The following is a 16,681-nucleotide window of genomic DNA, read 5'->3' on the forward strand; positions in this document are numbered from 1 at the left end:
GAGACTTAAACCTCTCATCGCTAAAATTAATTTATATTGATGAAAGGAGCGAATGTCGAGACAAAGTCTACTCGACGTAGAAAAAATGGTACAAGATATTTATCCACATAAATTACACAATGAATTTGATCCCAATGTACAGGCAACACAAAAGGATGTATTGCTATGTATTGTGAATGGAAGAATCTTAATTCATTTAAATTGTTTTGAGAATAAGGAAGTTGTATTTCCTAAAGTGAGTGATATACAAGTAGAAAATGTAGAGTATCGCTATTTGTTTTCAATTGATAGTACGAAATATTTCTTATGTGATAAGCAATTAGAAGAGAATCAGATTCCATCGGGATATGGTTATGTTGAAGAGAGAAGTTTGCGTATTGAAGGGATTGGTCCAAAAGACAATTTATTTGCGGCCATTACTGGAAAGCATTTGGCAGATTGGTATCGAGATACTAAATTCTGTGGAAGATGTGGACATAAGATGGTGCATTCAACAACAGAAAGAGCAATGGTCTGTCCAGAGTGTCATAATACAGTCTATCCAAGAATTATGCCGGCTGTTATTGTGGGTGTAATCAACGGGGATAAGTTATTACTGACAAAATATCGTACGGGATTTAAATATAATGCGTTGATTGCAGGTTTTACTGAAATTGGTGAAACCGTAGAAGAAACGGTAAAGCGTGAAGTTATGGAAGAGGCCGGAATCAAAGTCAACAATATTCGTTACTATAAATCGCAGCCTTGGGGAAGTGCTAATGATATTTTGTTGGGGTTCTTCTGTAATGTAAAAGGGAATGATGAAATATCTATGGATACTAATGAGTTGAAATATGCAGATTGGGTTCAAAGAGATGAAATTATTCTTCAACCGGGAGAATTTAGTTTGACAAATGAAATGATGAAATTATTTAAGGAAAATAAAGTAGAGTGAAAGTATCATACTCATTCTTCTAAAAATGATGAGGATATGGTACAATAAAGCGTGTAAAAAAATATTTATAGAAAATAGGAGTGAAAAATTATGGCAATTTCTGCAGGTGATTTTAAAACAGGATTAACTTTAATCGTTGATGGTGATCCTTGGGTAGTATTAGATTTCCAACATGTTAAACCTGGTAAAGGTGCAGCTATCTTAAAAACTAAGATGAAAAACTTAAAAACAGGTAATACACAAGAAAGAAACTTCAATGCTTCAACTAAATTTGAACAGGCTAACATTTCTAAAAAAGCAGCTCAATTCTCATATGAAGCAGATTCTACATATTACTTCATGGATTTAGAAACATACGATACTTATGAATTAACAGCTGACCAAGTTGATTTCAACAAATACTTTATTGTTGAAGGTGCTGAAGTATCTTTGATGTTCTTCGAAGGAGAATTATTATCTGTTTCTGTTCCAGAAAAAGTTGAATTAACAGTAGCTGAAACAGATCCAGCCATCAAAGGTGCACCATCTAACCAAACCAAAGATGCAACTACAGATACTGGATTAACATTAAGAGTTCCACAGTTCATCGAACCAGGTGAAAAAATCGTTGTATTCTCAACAGATGGAAAATATGCAGGAAGAGCTTAATCGCTCTTCTTTTTTTAACTATGAATAAAGTTGTATTAATTACAGGTGGTGCTCGTGGTATTGGAAGTGCAATCGCATTGGAACTCGCAAAACATGGTTATGACATTGTCATTAATTATTTAACTTCTAAACAGCCTGCCAAAGAATTAAAAGAAAAAATAGAATCGGAATATCATGTTCGTTGCCTTACAATTTGTGCCGATGTATCCGATGTAGATCAAGTCAATATCATGGTTAGTGAAATTGAAGAGAAGATGGGTGGCGTAGATATATTAATTAATAATGCGGCTGTGGATCTTTCCAATCTATTTCACTTAAAGAATGCGGAAGAATTTAAAAGAACATTAGATGTAAATGTTGTAGGTGCTTTTAATTGTAGTAAAAGAGTCTATAAACATATGTTGAATCAAGAATATGGAAGAATCATCAATATATCAAGTACCAATGGAATTAACACATATTATCCAATGTGTATTGATTATGATGCTTCAAAAGCAGCTCTTATTTCAATGACACACAATCTAGCAGCTGAATTTGGACCGTATATCAATGTGAATTGTGTTGCTCCAGGCTTTATTGGAACCGATAATGAACTAGATGGCTATGATGAAGAGTTCTTAAAGGAAGAAACAGAAAAAATCATGGTGAAACGTTATGGAAAACCAGAAGAAGTGGCCTATCTTGTGCGGTTTCTAATTAGTGATGAAGCGAATTTCATCAACAATTCCATCATTCGTATTGATGGTGGACAAATGGGTAGTTGTTAAAAAAAGTAAGCCTCAAATGAGGCTTATTTTAGTATATATTTGATATTTCTTGCAGTTCCTGTTTTTTGAACTACATTTTTTTCAATAAGAGAATTTAGAATTCGAATTGTTTTATATTTTGTGAATTGAGTTTCATCTTCAATTTGTGTACGAGATAGTTTTAAATTGTTTTTTAGAATTGAAATAACGGCCTTCTCGTCTTCACTTAATGAAATCAAATTTGATTCAATAGGCAATATGACAGTGATCGAGTTTTCATAAATTTTAAATTCAGGTTTATTTTGAAAATCTTTATATGAAGCATTTATTCTTTTGATTCCAGAACCAAACATTTCAATATAATTTAGTCTAAAGAAGATATTGCCGATAATAGGATTTCTTAAAAAAGAAATTTGTCCATCTAAATATTCTTTTTCACTTATTTCACGAGGTAGACCTCCACAAGAAGTGATTTCAATTTTATCATCGAACATGGAAATTCGTATTCTAGCGTTGATATCCCATAAGCGGTGTACTAGAGAATTAGCTAAAGCTTCTCGAAATGCTTCTTCTGGGATTTTTTCTTTACTGATTCTAAGACTACCTTCAATTTTTTCGTATTGGTAATATTTTTTATACATATTTAAAACGCGATGATACATTTCTAAAATGGAAATATGGTCTAGTATTTCTCGATCCATTATTTCATTTATGTTTGCTCCAAAACGAATGACATCAACACCTTTAAATGGATTAGAATCTGCAATTAAGGCTGCTGCATTGTTGTATTTTCCGTTTTTAATAAGGCCTAACGTTCTTAGTATATCGGTATTTATATGATTTACATCAAGCTTTTTAGAAAGTTCATCTTCTAATGTTTGAAAAGTTAAATCTTGTTGAGTAGATTCTTGTTCTTCATAAGATTGATTTAATCCTTCAAGGACAAGTCGGTTTAATTCCAATCGATCCACCTCGATAGTAGATGAGTCATTTCTTTTGTATGCTTTTCCTTTATATAAATAAGGTTTAAAAGTTCCCTCGAATACTTTTAGAATGATTGTATTTTCTTTTGTGATATCTAAAGTGTAAGAAGGAATAGGTTTGATAGAATCATTGATTTTGTTTTCTAAATTCAAACAAGCATCAATTGGATTATCAATTCCTTTAACAGTTCCATCATCACAAATTCCAAAGATGATTTCTCCATTTGAATAATTCGCAAAGGCACTTATTGTTTTTAAAAACGAATTACTGTTTATATTTTCTTTAAATTCCAAAGTTCTTGTTTCACGCATAGCTATCACATCCTTATATTCATTATAGTATCGTTTGAATCGATTTGCAACGATACGATTATCGTTGCACAAAATAATGCAACGATTCAATAATCGTTTGAAACAAAAAAGATGCACAAGGCATCTTAGTTGTTTTTCATGTTTGTTAGGGCAAGAAGAATAGAAAGTTTTCCATATTCTAATGTTAGTCCACCTTGCATATATAAAGTATATGGTTCAATGACTGGAGCATCTGCACTTAATTCAATTGTACTTCCTTGTGTAAAGCTTCCGGCAGCCATAACTTCATCAAATGGATAGCCTGGCATTGGAGCGGCCATAACACGAACAAATGAATCGATAGGACTTGTGGATTGAATGCCTTGTGTAAAGCTCACAAGATTTTCTTTTGATCCAAGCTCTAAAGTTTGAATGATATCCGTTCTTTCATCATTATAAGCAGGAGATACATTTTTATAACCTAACTTTTCTAGCATATAGGCTGTGAAAACTGCTGTTTTTAAAGCACTCTTTACGGCATTTGGCGCCATGAAGATTCCCTTAAAGAAAGAGTTGTTCAAGTTAAAGTTGGCTCCCAAATCTTTACCAATTCCTGGAGCAGTTAAGCGTTCAGCAACCATATTGATCAACTCTTTATTACCAGCTACATATCCTCCAGTAGAGGCGATTCCTCCACCTAAGTTTTTCATTAAAGATCCAACTACAACATCGGCACCGATGTGTCCTGGCTCTAATTTTTCAACAAGCTCACCATAACAGTTATCTACCATGATAATGACGTCTTTGTTTACTTCACGAATCTTTTGGATAATACGCTCAAGCTTAGAAATGGTTAATGATAAACGGTGGGCATATCCTCTAGATCTTTGGATTTCCACCAATTTTACATTGTTTTCTTTTAAACGAGCAACGATCTTATCATCATCAAAATCATCATTTACTAAATCAATCTGTTCATATTTCACACCATTAGCTTTTAAGGATTGTGTAGAATCACCACATAAACCAATCATTTCTTGCAATGAATCATAAGGTGCACCAGAAATAGAAATCATTGTATCTCCGTGCTTTAATAGGGCAGATAAAGTTAAATATAAAGCATTTGTACCACTCATGATTTGAGGACGTACTAAAGCATCTTCACATCCTAGTACTGTCGCAAAAATACGTTCAATCTTATCGCGACCTTCATCATAGTTACCGTATCCATTGATATCCGCAAAGTCCGAATACGAAACGTGATTCTCGATAAATGCAGCTAAGATACGATCTGAATTGTATAAACATACATCATCAATTTTTTTATAAATATCTTTTAAAATGGCATCTGATTCTTCTGCCATTTTCAATAAGTCTTTATCAATTTGTTCTAAAATCATAAATAACCTCCAAAAGTCCACTTCTTCTATTATACACGATTTATATATTTGTGGTATGCTCAAGTCAAGATAAGAAAGAGAGTAAGATATGGAAAAAGTATTATTTTTAGATTCACCTATGAAAGAAAAGCCATATGGTTCAATGCGTATTCAAGAAAAGTTTGGCTTTGGTCTTATGGATAAAAAGATTGGAGAATATTGGGCCATTAGTGCACATGATAATGGATTGAGCAAAATTAAAAATGGAAAATATAAAGGGAAAACATTAAAAGATGTTTATTTAAATCACAGAGAATTATTTGCGAATGATCCTCATGATAAGTTTCCATTATTAGTTAAAATCAATGAGATTCAAGAACCATGCTCTGTACAAGTCCATCCAGATGATGCATATGCTAGAAAATATGAAAATGATTATGGTAAAGCTGAATTCTGTTTATGGCTAGATGTTGAAGAAGGTACCAAAATCATTCGTGGACATAGTGCCAAGACAAAAGAAGAATTTCGAAAGGCCATAGAAGAAAAAGCTTGGGATATTTTATTCATTCGAAAGCCAGTGCACACAAATGAATTTGTCTATACACCAGCGGGGACTGTTCATGGTATTGAAGGAAAGCTAATGATGGCTGAAGTGCAACAATCTAGTGATGTTACTTATCGTATTTATGATTATGACAGGAAAGATGCGAATGGCAATATGCGAGAATTACATATTGATAAAGCTATTGAAGTCACAAATATTCCACATGTTGAACCAGATGTGCATCCAATAGTTACAATGTTAGAAGGAAATGAAGTCATTGAATATGTGAATGAAAAGTATTTTAGTGTGACTCGATATAAGATTCAAAATGAAATTCATATCAACAACCCTTCTTATTCTCTTTGTTTACCATTAAGTGGAAATGGGATCTTAGATATAGATGGAAAAGAGTATGATATTCAAGCAGGCATTGGCTTTATCATTACAAGTCATACAAAAAGATATTTCATTAAAGGGAATATAGATTTGTTGGTAAGTGTACCAAAATAATTCTGATTTTATCATTTCTAATCATTTTTTTTGTAGAATTCTACATTTTTTCTGACTACAAATAAAAAAAGTGGCTTAAAGCTTATTCACTTTAAACCGCTTTTTCTGTAGAATTCTACATTTCTTGGGATTTGCGGAAACTAAGAATGGATTTAAATAAATCTCCATCCGTTTCAATCATAAACGTACCATTCTGTACTTCTGTAAAACTCTTCACGATGGCTAGCCCTAAGCCACTGCCAGCTTCATGCCTTGATTTATCCCCGCGTACAAAACGTTCGGTAATATCATTGTCAAAATCAAGTGGTGCTTTCGAAGTGTTTTTCATTGTGACCACAACCGAATTACCAATGTCTTTCACATCCAAGAATACACGTGTGTTTTCAAGTGCATACTTAGAAATATTCGTAAATAAGTTTTCAAAAATACGATACGTCTTATTTCCATCCAAACATACATGAATTTCTTTTTCTGGAAGATTTGTCACAAGCTGAAGATTTTTAGCTTGTAGAAGCTCTTCATTTTCAGCACATACCTGCTCAATAAATTCAATGATGTTGATATTCGAATATTCTAAATCAATATTACCACTATTGGCTTTAGATACTTCAAATAAGTCTGTGATTAGAATGCTTAAACGATCTGTATATTGATTCAATCGTTCTAAATAACTCTTTTTATCTTCTTCACTAATACTAGGATCATTTAATAACTCTACATAATTTTTAATGCCTGTTAATGGTGTTTTTAAATCATGCGATACATTTGAAATTAATTCTGTCTTTAGATTTTGTGACTGTACTTGTTCTTTTACAGCTTGTTCAAAACCATCCTTGATTTGATAGATATTATTGTTTAAAGATTGGAATAAACCAGAATCTGCAGGTTTGATATTCTCAAAATTACCACTCGATAGATCTTCTGTCATATGTAATATATCTTGATATTGTCCTTGAACATTTTTGATTTTCTTATAGCCCACGACACTAATGCCAATTAAGGCTGTAACGACTATAAAGAAAGAGAAAAACGGAATGTTCAACAAGGATATAAACGCAAGAATCAAAATCAAACAAGTCGAGAAGATAATATACTTTTTAAGAATCTCATCTGATAAATCGGTTGAAATGATTCGTTCTACTTTGTTTGAGAAATAATGAATAAATTTACCAACCAAAGTTCTATGGAAGAACCAATCTCTTATAGATGTCGTAAATTGACATTTTAACCAATAAACAGATAGACCGATAAAGAATAGAGTGATGGACCACGCAAGAATGTTAGTAAAGTATACGATTGGTTGACCAAACTCAATATGATATCGATTCAAGATGTTTAAAAAAGTTCCTTCAATGGAATAGGTAGTTAATATACATGTACCACTAGCTAGTAGGGCATCGACAACTAGGAATAAAAAGAATGCAGGTTCAAATAACCAGTTGTTTACATGTCTAAAGATATAGGCTTCCTTTTCATATACATATTTATTAAGAAAGATATATAGAGCGATAATGGCACTACAAATCAAGAAGGCTATTATAAAGAAATAGGCATATTGATCACCATCTAATTCTAATAGGTCAATAAGACTTGAATTGTCGTAATTTAAAACAGCCGGAATATAGAATGTTAATACGACATCACTTGGCATATGAAGTGTATAGCCTGGAAATGGCTCTCCTCCACAATAATAAGTGCCACTACAATATTCATAATACTTTTCACTATTGGCATTAATAAGATTCACAACATCATCCGTCACATTTAGAGTGTTGGAATCTAATGTTTCATAATATCTAGTGTCCTTTTTCTTGATATTCACATCAAAGTTTTTTGAAGTGATTTTATTTTGAATATCACACTCATAATGAAAGTTCCCATCATTTTCAAATAGATTCTTTGCGGTAGAAATCGCAACATTTAAACTCTTCTTGATATCCTGCTGAATATTATCAGGCGTACCCTTCTCAAACGTGATATATTCATACTTTGGATCTTGTTCTAATTTTTTGGCAAGGATAAAAGCTGTAAGATACTGTTCTAAAGATTCTGGCATCTTTGATGGAGTGGCTGAGGAAACATTTGGATAAAAGCTTGTCACTACACAAGAACTAATGATGCATAAAACACATAATATCGTTAAAAAAATATTCTTCTTTTTCATTGTATATTCTCCATTTTATAGCCCTGACCCCATACGACCTTAATGTAGATTGGCTTTTTAGGATTGGCCTCAATCTTTTCACGTAACTTACGAATATGAACCATGATTGTCTCTGTATTGATTGCTTCTTCTTTCCATACGAATTCATAAATTTGTTGGCTAGAAAAAACTTGTCCAGGATGCGAAATCAATAGTTTTAAAATATCAAACTCTTTTGGCGTTAATTTAATATCCATCGAATTGAGTGTCACTCTTTTTGTCGTATTATTCAATGTAAGATCACCAATCACATACTCATCTTCACTTTTTGTCTCATTCTTTAAATTTAAGATTTGCTCGTACCTTCTTAAATGAGAACGCACTCTTGCGACAAGCTCCATGCTTTGAAATGGCTTTGTGATATAGTCATCGGCACCAATGTTTAGCCCTGTAATCTTATCGATATCTTCACTTTTCGCACTTAAGAATAGAATGGGAAAGTCATGTTGTTTTCGAGCTTCCATCACCATAGAAATGCCATCCATAACAGGCATCATAATATCTACAATGGCTAAATGAATATCGCTTGTTTCAATCTTTTCTAAGCCTTCTTTTCCATTTGCGGCAAGAATCACATTGTATCCTTGATTCTTCATATAAATTCCAATGGCTTCACGAATCCCTTGTTCGTCTTCTACCACTAATATTGTATGTTCCATAAAGTTCTCCTTTTAATTTAATAATGTAAATAAAATCCAATACATGCACATAAAATTCCGATGTATAACATAATTATAACCACCTTTCGATAATTTGAAACAACTGCGTCAATCCATAAGAATAGGCAATCAAAGATAAGGGTTTACCCAAAAGAATGATCCAGACAAACTTTTTAAGTGACATATGTGTCAGTCCTGCCAACATACACAAGATGTCATCAGGAGCACAAGGCAAGAAAATAGCCAACATAAAGAAAGTATCAAATTTCTTTTGATCATATGTATACTTTCTGTATTTGTCGTAATCTTTCTTTTTACATAGCTTTAAGATGATTCTTTGACCATATCTACGAACAAGTAAAAAGATACATATGGATCCGATACAAATACCTATGTAGTTATATATAAATCCATTTACGGCTCCAAAAGCTGTAATACCCAAGGCACTTGATGCACCACCTGGAATAATGGGAATAATGACTTGAATAATTTGTAGAAGAATAAAAAGTAGGGGGGCCAAAATTCCAGCTTTCGATAGTGTTGCTTGTAGAAGCTGTGGATTTGTGAAGTATCCTTGGGAAAAGAAATAAACACAAATAAGAATCATAAGGATCAATCCAAAGTGTGTTATGTTTTGTATATTTTTATTTGTCATAAATTATCACCATGATTACTATAACGAATAATTATTAAGGTTCTTTAGTGATAAATCTTAAAGTTTTCTAAATAATTGAATTAGAAAGTTGGAAAAGTTGTCAAAAATGGCATAAAAAAGGATGGAAAAGTGGATAAAACATAAAAATATGGGTTGGAAAAGTTGTTGAAAAGCACTAAAATAAAGTTGGAAAAGTAGGTGATACCATGATTAAACGCCATATACAAAGTAAAATTTACAAATGGATACAAGATGGAAATAATGCGCTATTAGTAACGGGAGCTCGACAAGTTGGAAAAACATATGTGATTCGAAATAGTTTAAAGAAAAATAACATAAACTATATGGAATTTAACTTCATTGAACAACCAGAATTGGTTGAGTTGTTTAAAAATAGTACAGATACCAAGGATTTCTTGATGCGTTTATCGCTTGCTGCCGATAAACCATTATCGAAAGGAATGATTATCTTCTTTGATGAGATTCAAGAAGTAAAAGATTTTATCACTAAAATCAAGTTTTTAGTGGATGACGGAACATACAAATATGTACTAAGTGGATCTTTATTGGGGGTTGAATTAAATGGCTTAAAATCAGCACCTGTAGGCTACATGCAGATACTGGATATGTATCCTTTAGATTTTCATGAATTTGTCGATGCGCTTGGTGTACAAGAAAATATTATCGCTATATTAGAAAAATGTTTTATTGAAAGAAAAACAGTAGATGAATTCATTCATAAGAAGATGTTGGATATTTTTAATCTCTATTTGATTGTAGGCGGCATGCCACAAGCTGTAAGTATATATTTAGAAACCAATGATTTAAATCGAGTATCACAAGTACAACAAGATATCACACGTTTATATCGATTTGATTTTTCGAAGTATGAAGAAAAATATAAGTTAAAGTTAAAGGAGATATATGATGCACTACCTGGACAATTGGATGAAAAGAACAAAAGGTTTCAATTGAATAAGGTGGGTAAAGGAATAAGTTTTAAGAAAGTAGAAAATGATTTCTTGTGGCTTAAAGATGCAGGTGTAGTCATACCTGTATACAATGTGTCTGAACCTAAACTTCCTTTAATGATCAGCGAAAACAGAAATCTGTTTAAGCTATTTATGTCGGATGTTGGCTTATTGACAAACATGTATTCAGACTATGTAAAGATGGCGATATTGAATCATGAGTCTTCTATTAATAATGGTGCTTTATTTGAAAATGTAGTGGCACAAGAACTAAATACTAAAGGATTTAATGTATATTACTACAATAGTAAGAAAATGGGTGAGCTTGATTTTGTGGTTGAATTGGATGGAGAAATCTTGCCATTAGAAATTAAATCAGGAAAAGACTATAAAAGGCATTCGGCATTAAATAATGTGTTGTCTACAGAAAACTACAATATAAAAAAAGCCTTGGTGTTTTCACAAGGCAATGTAGAAGTAAAAGATAAAAGAATATATCTTCCAATATATATGATCATGTTTTTAAAGAACAAGAAGTTGAATAATTCTGTATATAAGATCGATCTAAATGGATTATGTGATTAATACGTTTTGTATGTACGAATAAGTAATGGAAGTTCTGCTACCAACATACCAATCCAACCAGCAAGATATGAGTATGGTAAAGCTTCAATGCCTAGATGAAAACTTAAAACGAGTGGAGCAGCCACAATAACTCTTACGCCCATATTCACTAGACTTGAGATGAGTGTAATCTTTAAATCACCAATGCCTCTAAAGAAGCCTTGGATTCCATTGGTGAAGGCAGGAAGAATATACATGATGGAAATTAAATGAAGATACGTGACTCCATGCATAATGACTTCTTCATCTTTTACAAATAAGTGCATCAATGGTTTTGCGAAGACAAAACATACAAGAAAGATAAATATACCGTAGATGAATTCTAAAACCATTCCACAACGAAATCCTTCCTGCATACGATCTGTTTTTCCGGCTCCCTTATTTTGTGCCATTAAAGCCGTCATTGAATGGGCAATGTTTTGTTCCGGGGTATACGCAAAATCATCAATTCGATTGACGGCCGTAAAGGCAGCTACAACCGATACGCCCATTGTATTGACAATCATTTGAATGCCAAGCTTTCCAAGTTGAACGGTTGCCTGCTGCATTGCGCTTGCCCAGCCATACGCGATGGTACGTTTTAATAAGGAAATATCAAATACCAGCCACTTTTTACCCAGTTGTAGAAGTGGCACTTTCTTTTGGATATATAGAATGCAGAATAGGCAACATAAAGCTTCACTGATCACGGTAGAAATGGCACATCCCTTACTTCCTGCATGTAAAACAACCACAAAGAATAAGTCTCCAAAGATATTTAGAATGGCACTGATGATTAGAAAATAGAGGGGTGATTTACTATCGCCTAAAGCGCGTAGTGTACTCGCAAAAAAGTTGTATAGAAAGGTAAAAACTAAACCTGCAAAAATGATTTGAAGATAGGTAGTTGTCATATTTAAAATGGATGAATCTACCTGCATAAACTTAAGAATTTGTGGTGAAAATAGAACACAGATCATTGTTAATAGAAATGAGAATACAAGTCCTGCAAGCATGGTCGTGCTCATTTGACGAGCGAGTTTATCTTCTTCTTTCGCTCCATAATACATACCAATCAATATGCTTGCGCCCATACAAAGTCCATTTAAGAATAATATGAATAATGTCGTAATTGGATTACAAATTCCAACGGCGGCCAAAGCTTCTTTTCCTACAAAGTGCCCTACTATAATACTGTCGACGGCATTATATGTTAATTGAAATAGATTTCCCAATACCAAAGGAATGGTAAAGTGAACTAGCATAGGCATGATTTTGCCTTGTGTCATATCTTGTGTCATAATCAAACTTCCTTTATTAATTTGGTTTTTATTTTGCGCTTTTTTTACCAAAATTTCAATAATATGTTAGAATGGGTTCATGAAAATTTCAGTAGAACAATTAAAACAATTAAATAAAGAAGAATATAGCTTAATTGATATTCGTGATGCCGAAGAAGCCTTTAAAAATCCAATCGAAAACAGTGTTGTATTAAGTGGGGAAAGTGTTTTATCAAAAGAATTTGATTCAACTAAAAAAATTATTGTCGTTTGTGCCCAAGGATATGTCAGTGATTTTGTTGCGCAAAGATTACAAGAAAAAGGATATGATGCGTATAGTGTAGATGGTGGCTATGTTTCGATTGTTATGGATAAGATGAACGCAAATGTATCGGATGATTTTTGTGCTCAAGTTGAAAGAAGTATTATTAAAACGTACCGAAGAAAGATTTGGTCTAAATTTACGAAGGCCATCCGTGATTATGAACTTGTCAAAGAAGGCGATTGTATTGCGGTATGTATTTCGGGTGGAAAAGATTCGATGTTGATGGCGAAATGCTTCCAAGAACTACATAAACATTCACCAGTTCATTTTGATGTGAAATATATTGTGATGGATCCTGGTTATTCAAAAGAGAATCGTGAGGTTATTGAAAAGAATGCCAAAAAATTAAATATTCCAGTTGAAATATTTGAGAGTGATATTTTTGACAATGTTTTTAATATTGAAAAGAATCCATGTTATATATGTGCAAGAATGCGAAGAGGCCATTTGTATAACTATGCCAAGAATTTAGGGTGTAATAAAATAGCTTTGGGACACCATTATGATGATGTGATTGAAACCATTTTAATGTCAATGTTATATGGTGGACAAATCCAAACGATGATGCCAAAGCTACATTCCAATAACTTTAAGGGTATGGAAGTTATTCGACCTTTGTATTTAATTCATGAGGATGATATTAAGGCTTGGGCTAAACACAACGATTTGTATTTTATTCAATGCGCATGCAAATTTACTGAGGCTTGTGCCAATGAAACGTGTTTAACACAATCAAAATCGAAGCGCTTGGAAATGAAAAATTTAATCAAGGAATTAAAGAAAGTCAATCCGTTTGTAGAACAGAATATTTTTAAGAGTGTAGAAAACGTGAGCCTTAAAACAGTGATTGCCTATAAAGACGATAACGCCAGACATCACTTTTTAGATACATATGATGAAGAGGGAAATGAATAGTTTCTCTCTTTTTCATTTTGCTTACAAAAATGTAATAATTTACATTGACTATTTTTCACTACGTTTTATAATGGAATTATTGTGGAGGATATGTATTATGTATAAAACAGAAAGCTTTAAACCAGATACTTTTAAACCAGCTCGTTTTGAGTCAGATGGAAAAATTACATTGTCAGGAAAAGAAATTCCATATCATACAATTTGTGAAGACAATGTCATTTATGGACCCGATGGAAATCCAGTCGCATCCATTTATACTTATGCTTATTTTAGAAGTGATGTAGAAGATACATCCAATCGTCCTGTTGTCTTTGCGTATAATGGAGGTCCTGGATCTAGTTGTATGTATGTGCATGCTGGGTTCTTAGGAACACGTCGTATGCAGTATGATGAAGTGGATCGTGAAAGTGCGTTTGGACCTTATAAAGTCATTGATAATCCAGATTGCTTGATTGATGTTGCCGATATCGTATTGATTGATCCTGTTGGAACTGGGTATGGTGTATTGATTGATGAAAGTAAGAAGAAAGATTTCTTTGGCATTGAACAAGATGCAGAAGCATTATTAACTGTGCTTGAAGCTTGGGTTCGTCGTTATAATCGTGGCTTGTCACCAAAATATTTATGTGGTGAAAGTTATGGATGTACTCGTAGTGCAGTCGCTGCTGGAATTGCCGCAACAATGGGAAGAGAAAGAGGTTATGGTATTGCCTTTGATGGTATTGTGTTCATTGGAAATACGGTTACTGTAGGTAAATACTTTGGTGAAGGCTTACCTGTTGAAACAAGTGTATTGGGATTTCCAACATATGCAGGTGTAAACTGGTATCATAATCACCCAACTGATCAAAGTGTAGAAGAGTGGGTGAAAGAAGCTAAAGCTTTCGCGGACCATGATTATGTGCTTGCACTTTATAAAGGTGAAGCTATTTCAGAAGAAGAAAAAGAACATATCTTAGAAAAAGTAAGTTATTATACAGGTGTTTCTAGAGAATATTTGATTCGTCATGGCTTAAAAATTGATGATGATGATTATCGCCAAGAAGTATTAAAGACAAAAGGAAAAGCTGTATCTCGTTATGATGGTCGTGTGACTCGTCCTTTATTAGAACCAGAACAAGATGAAATCAAAAAGGCATTGTGGGATGATGCGACAGCCGATCGTTATGATACATTCTTCTATGCAGCTTTTACAGGCGATTTACTTCCAAAATTAAATGTAAAATTAGACCGTAACTTTATTCCAGGAACCGATTATTATATGCATTGGGATAAAGAAGAAAAGAAAGGTACAACCGGAGAAGAATTGCGTTATGCCATGACACGTCGTCCAGGAATGCGTGCATTCTTTGCGAATGGATGGTTTGATCTATGTACTGAATTTGGATATGCATGGCATACAATGGATCATGCAGGACTACCAAAAGATCGTGTATTCTGGAAAGGATACCAAAGTGGACATATGATTTATCTTGGTGAAGATAATGTTCATGAACTATGTTCAGATATTCGTGATTTTATTCTTGGTAAGAATCCTAAATCTCAATTTTAATAATGGCTCACTTCGGTGAGTCTTTTTTTTTGCGATAGTAAATAAAGGAAAAAATAGTGGAAAATAGTGGAGAAATAGTGAACTTTTAATGGAAAAAATTAGTGATTTCTTGATATAATATATGTATCAGGAGGACGAATTTTTATGATTAAAGCTACATTGTCAAATGAGATATTAAATTATATTACGAAGATAGATTTGAACAGGTATAAAGTATCAGAGGTTTCATTGCCCGTTGCTGTAGTAAGTAAGCTACGAAAAAATTCAAAGAAGAAAAGTTCCTATGCCTCTACTAAAATTGAGGGGAATCCATTATCAGAAAAGCAGGTAGACGAAGTTATAGATAGCGATGAACAAAAACACTATCTTAAACCTGAGCAAGAGGTTCGTAATTATTTTTTGGCACTGAATTACCTAGAAGAGCAGGCCGCAAAGAAGGAGAAGTTTTCCAAAAAATTGATATTGGATGTACAGAAGTTTGTTGAAAAGGGAGCCTCAAAAGAAAAAATAGGACTTCGAGGACCTATGCCTCCCGGAGTATTATTTGCGGTATATGATTCACAAACTGGGAGCCCTGATTATATTCCTCCGGAATACATGGAAATACCGAATTTGCTGGATGAATTGGTAGAATATGTGAATACGACAGATGATCATCCACTCATAATCGCAGCTATAGTTCATTATCAGCTTGTAACTATTCATCCGTTTGAAGATGGAAATGGACGAACAGCAAGATTGCTTTCGGGATATATTTTAGATATCAATGGATATGGTTTTAACGGAATTGGTTCATTAGAAGAGTATTTTGCATATGATATTGATGAATACTATGAATCGATCCAGATGGGACTGCCTGCACTGTATTATTCAGGACGAGATAATCCCCCTCATGCAGAGATTTGGATCAATTATTTTCTTCGTATGGTACTGCTATATTCAAATAAGGTTTGCGAATTATCAAAAAGTTCAAGTGGCAAAGAATTGGAAGGAAGCATTTCGTACCTAAAAGGTAAAGAGAAAGAATTACTCTTGTTGCTTATGAAAAATTATAAAAGAGAGTTCACTCCAATTGAAGTTGGCAAAGAACTTAAGGTTACAAATAAGACTGTAATCAAGCGACTGGCAACACTTGTAAAAAATGGATTTGTCATTCCAAATATAGTGAAGGAGCGTATCCGTTCTTATGAACTTTCTGACTTTACAAAGCAGAATGAAAAGGAGATAAGGAAGCTTTTGAAGTGAGGCAAAGTTCCATTAGAGATAGTATCTTTATTAACACTTTTTATTTTCGTTAAAATGTGTATATAAACATTTTTTATTTTCGTTAAATGATGCAATAAAACATTTTTAAATTTCGTTAAATATGTGCGTTGAACATTTTTGAAATTCGTTCTATACTTTTGGGTAGTGTAAAGAATTTATGAAAAACTCGGTATATGAAGATCGAAATTTGAATAAATTGTTTATGCGCTGTACACAT

General features: G+C 33.1%; 14 protein-coding genes. 8 read left to right on the top strand and 6 right to left on the bottom strand.

Going from position 1 to position 16,681, the window contains the following annotated elements; translation table 11 throughout:
- The first annotated feature begins 85 nt into the window (after window positions 1-85).
- From nudC to Q0F04_RS08505, 3 genes are all read left to right on the top strand, one after another.
- Entirely contained in the window at window positions 86-934 is an 849-nt protein-coding gene (gene nudC / locus Q0F04_RS08495; protein ID WP_288522466.1) for an NAD(+) diphosphatase, read from the top strand.
- Between the two features lie 90 nt (window positions 935-1,024).
- Window positions 1,025-1,582 (top strand): elongation factor P, encoded by a 558-nt coding sequence (gene efp / locus Q0F04_RS08500; protein ID WP_003865385.1) that lies wholly within the window; start codon window positions 1,025-1,027, stop codon window positions 1,580-1,582.
- A gap of 20 nt (window positions 1,583-1,602) precedes the next feature.
- Complete coding sequence (locus Q0F04_RS08505; RefSeq protein ID WP_295752324.1) at window positions 1,603-2,349, top strand: 3-oxoacyl-ACP reductase family protein; 747 nt, start codon at window positions 1,603-1,605, stop codon at window positions 2,347-2,349.
- Between the two features lie 23 nt (window positions 2,350-2,372).
- On the opposite strand, the gene Q0F04_RS08510 is transcribed toward Q0F04_RS08505, so the two are convergent.
- Window positions 2,373-3,623: an RNA-binding domain-containing protein gene (locus Q0F04_RS08510; RefSeq protein WP_295752326.1), complete on the bottom strand. Its 1,251-nt coding sequence runs from the start codon at window positions 3,621-3,623 to the stop codon at window positions 2,373-2,375.
- A 125-nt stretch (window positions 3,624-3,748) separates the two neighbouring features.
- Window positions 3,749-5,002, bottom strand: coding sequence for a methionine gamma-lyase family protein (locus Q0F04_RS08515; RefSeq protein ID WP_295752329.1), 1,254 nt, complete (start codon window positions 5,000-5,002; stop codon window positions 3,749-3,751).
- Window positions 5,003-5,090: 88 nt separating this feature from the next.
- Between Q0F04_RS08515 and Q0F04_RS08520 the strand changes: the two genes are divergently transcribed.
- Window positions 5,091-6,035, top strand: a complete 945-nt coding sequence (locus tag Q0F04_RS08520; RefSeq protein WP_295752332.1) for a type I phosphomannose isomerase catalytic subunit — start codon at window positions 5,091-5,093, stop codon at window positions 6,033-6,035.
- Window positions 6,036-6,150: 115 nt separating this feature from the next.
- Here Q0F04_RS08520 and Q0F04_RS08525 read toward each other — a convergent pair whose 3' ends face one another.
- The 3 genes from Q0F04_RS08525 to Q0F04_RS08535 form a co-directional block, all read right to left on the bottom strand.
- Entirely contained in the window at window positions 6,151-8,199 is a 2,049-nt protein-coding gene (locus Q0F04_RS08525; protein WP_295752335.1) for an MFS domain-containing histidine kinase, read from the bottom strand.
- The gene (locus tag Q0F04_RS08530; RefSeq protein ID WP_288522478.1) at window positions 8,196-8,897 is read right to left on the bottom strand and encodes a response regulator transcription factor; all 702 of its coding nucleotides are present in this window, start codon (window positions 8,895-8,897) and stop codon (window positions 8,196-8,198) included. The genes Q0F04_RS08525 and Q0F04_RS08530 overlap by 4 nt, the downstream gene beginning before the upstream one ends.
- A gap of 73 nt (window positions 8,898-8,970) precedes the next feature.
- Window positions 8,971-9,552 (bottom strand): VTT domain-containing protein, encoded by a 582-nt coding sequence (locus Q0F04_RS08535; RefSeq protein WP_288522479.1) that lies wholly within the window; start codon window positions 9,550-9,552, stop codon window positions 8,971-8,973.
- 206 nt (window positions 9,553-9,758) lie between these two features.
- On the opposite strand from Q0F04_RS08535, the gene Q0F04_RS08540 reads away from it, so the two are divergent.
- A complete protein-coding gene (locus Q0F04_RS08540; protein ID WP_295752339.1) occupies window positions 9,759-11,108 on the top strand; it encodes an AAA family ATPase in 1,350 nt (449 codons plus the stop codon).
- Here Q0F04_RS08540 and Q0F04_RS08545 read toward each other — a convergent pair.
- Window positions 11,105-12,427, bottom strand: a complete 1,323-nt coding sequence (locus Q0F04_RS08545; RefSeq protein WP_295752342.1) for an MATE family efflux transporter — start codon at window positions 12,425-12,427, stop codon at window positions 11,105-11,107. The genes Q0F04_RS08540 and Q0F04_RS08545 overlap by 4 nt on opposite strands.
- A gap of 79 nt (window positions 12,428-12,506) precedes the next feature.
- Between Q0F04_RS08545 and Q0F04_RS08550 the strand changes: the two genes are divergently transcribed.
- The 3 genes from Q0F04_RS08550 (at window position 12,507) to Q0F04_RS08560 (ending at window position 16,443) form a co-directional block, all read left to right on the top strand.
- Entirely contained in the window at window positions 12,507-13,646 is a 1,140-nt protein-coding gene (locus Q0F04_RS08550; protein ID WP_295752345.1) for an ATP-binding protein, read from the top strand.
- Window positions 13,647-13,743: 97 nt separating this feature from the next.
- A complete protein-coding gene (locus Q0F04_RS08555) occupies window positions 13,744-15,198 on the top strand; it encodes a hypothetical protein (protein ID WP_295752347.1) in 1,455 nt (484 codons plus the stop codon).
- A 144-nt stretch (window positions 15,199-15,342) separates the two neighbouring features.
- Window positions 15,343-16,443, top strand: coding sequence for a Fic family protein (locus Q0F04_RS08560; RefSeq protein WP_295752350.1), 1,101 nt, complete (start codon window positions 15,343-15,345; stop codon window positions 16,441-16,443).
- Window positions 16,444-16,681 lie beyond the last annotated feature (238 nt).

This window comes from uncultured Holdemanella sp. (assembly GCF_934772795.1).
Lineage (GTDB): Bacteria > Bacillota_I > Bacilli_A > Erysipelotrichales > Erysipelotrichaceae > Holdemanella.

Bases quoted from the DNA above. Each gene is read 5' to 3' on its own strand.
- nudC (WP_288522466.1), top strand. From the start codon at position 86: ATGGTACAAGATATTTATCCACATAAATTACACAATGAATTTGATCCC.
- efp (WP_003865385.1), top strand. From the start codon at position 1,025: ATGGCAATTTCTGCAGGTGATTTTAAAACAGGATTAACTTTAATCGTT.
- Q0F04_RS08505 (WP_295752324.1), top strand. From the start codon at position 1,603: ATGAATAAAGTTGTATTAATTACAGGTGGTGCTCGTGGTATTGGAAGT.
- Q0F04_RS08510 (WP_295752326.1), bottom strand. From the start codon at position 3,623: ATGCGTGAAACAAGAACTTTGGAATTTAAAGAAAATATAAACAGTAAT.
- Q0F04_RS08515 (WP_295752329.1), bottom strand. From the start codon at position 5,002: ATGATTTTAGAACAAATTGATAAAGACTTATTGAAAATGGCAGAAGAA.
- Q0F04_RS08520 (WP_295752332.1), top strand. From the start codon at position 5,091: ATGGAAAAAGTATTATTTTTAGATTCACCTATGAAAGAAAAGCCATAT.
- Q0F04_RS08525 (WP_295752335.1), bottom strand. From the start codon at position 8,199: ATGAAAAAGAAGAATATTTTTTTAACGATATTATGTGTTTTATGCATC.
- Q0F04_RS08530 (WP_288522478.1), bottom strand. From the start codon at position 8,897: ATGGAACATACAATATTAGTGGTAGAAGACGAACAAGGGATTCGTGAA.
- Q0F04_RS08535 (WP_288522479.1), bottom strand. From the start codon at position 9,552: ATGACAAATAAAAATATACAAAACATAACACACTTTGGATTGATCCTT.
- Q0F04_RS08540 (WP_295752339.1), top strand. From the start codon at position 9,759: ATGATTAAACGCCATATACAAAGTAAAATTTACAAATGGATACAAGAT.
- Q0F04_RS08545 (WP_295752342.1), bottom strand. From the start codon at position 12,427: ATGACACAAGATATGACACAAGGCAAAATCATGCCTATGCTAGTTCAC.
- Q0F04_RS08550 (WP_295752345.1), top strand. From the start codon at position 12,507: ATGAAAATTTCAGTAGAACAATTAAAACAATTAAATAAAGAAGAATAT.
- Q0F04_RS08555 (WP_295752347.1), top strand. From the start codon at position 13,744: ATGTATAAAACAGAAAGCTTTAAACCAGATACTTTTAAACCAGCTCGT.
- Q0F04_RS08560 (WP_295752350.1), top strand. From the start codon at position 15,343: ATGATTAAAGCTACATTGTCAAATGAGATATTAAATTATATTACGAAG.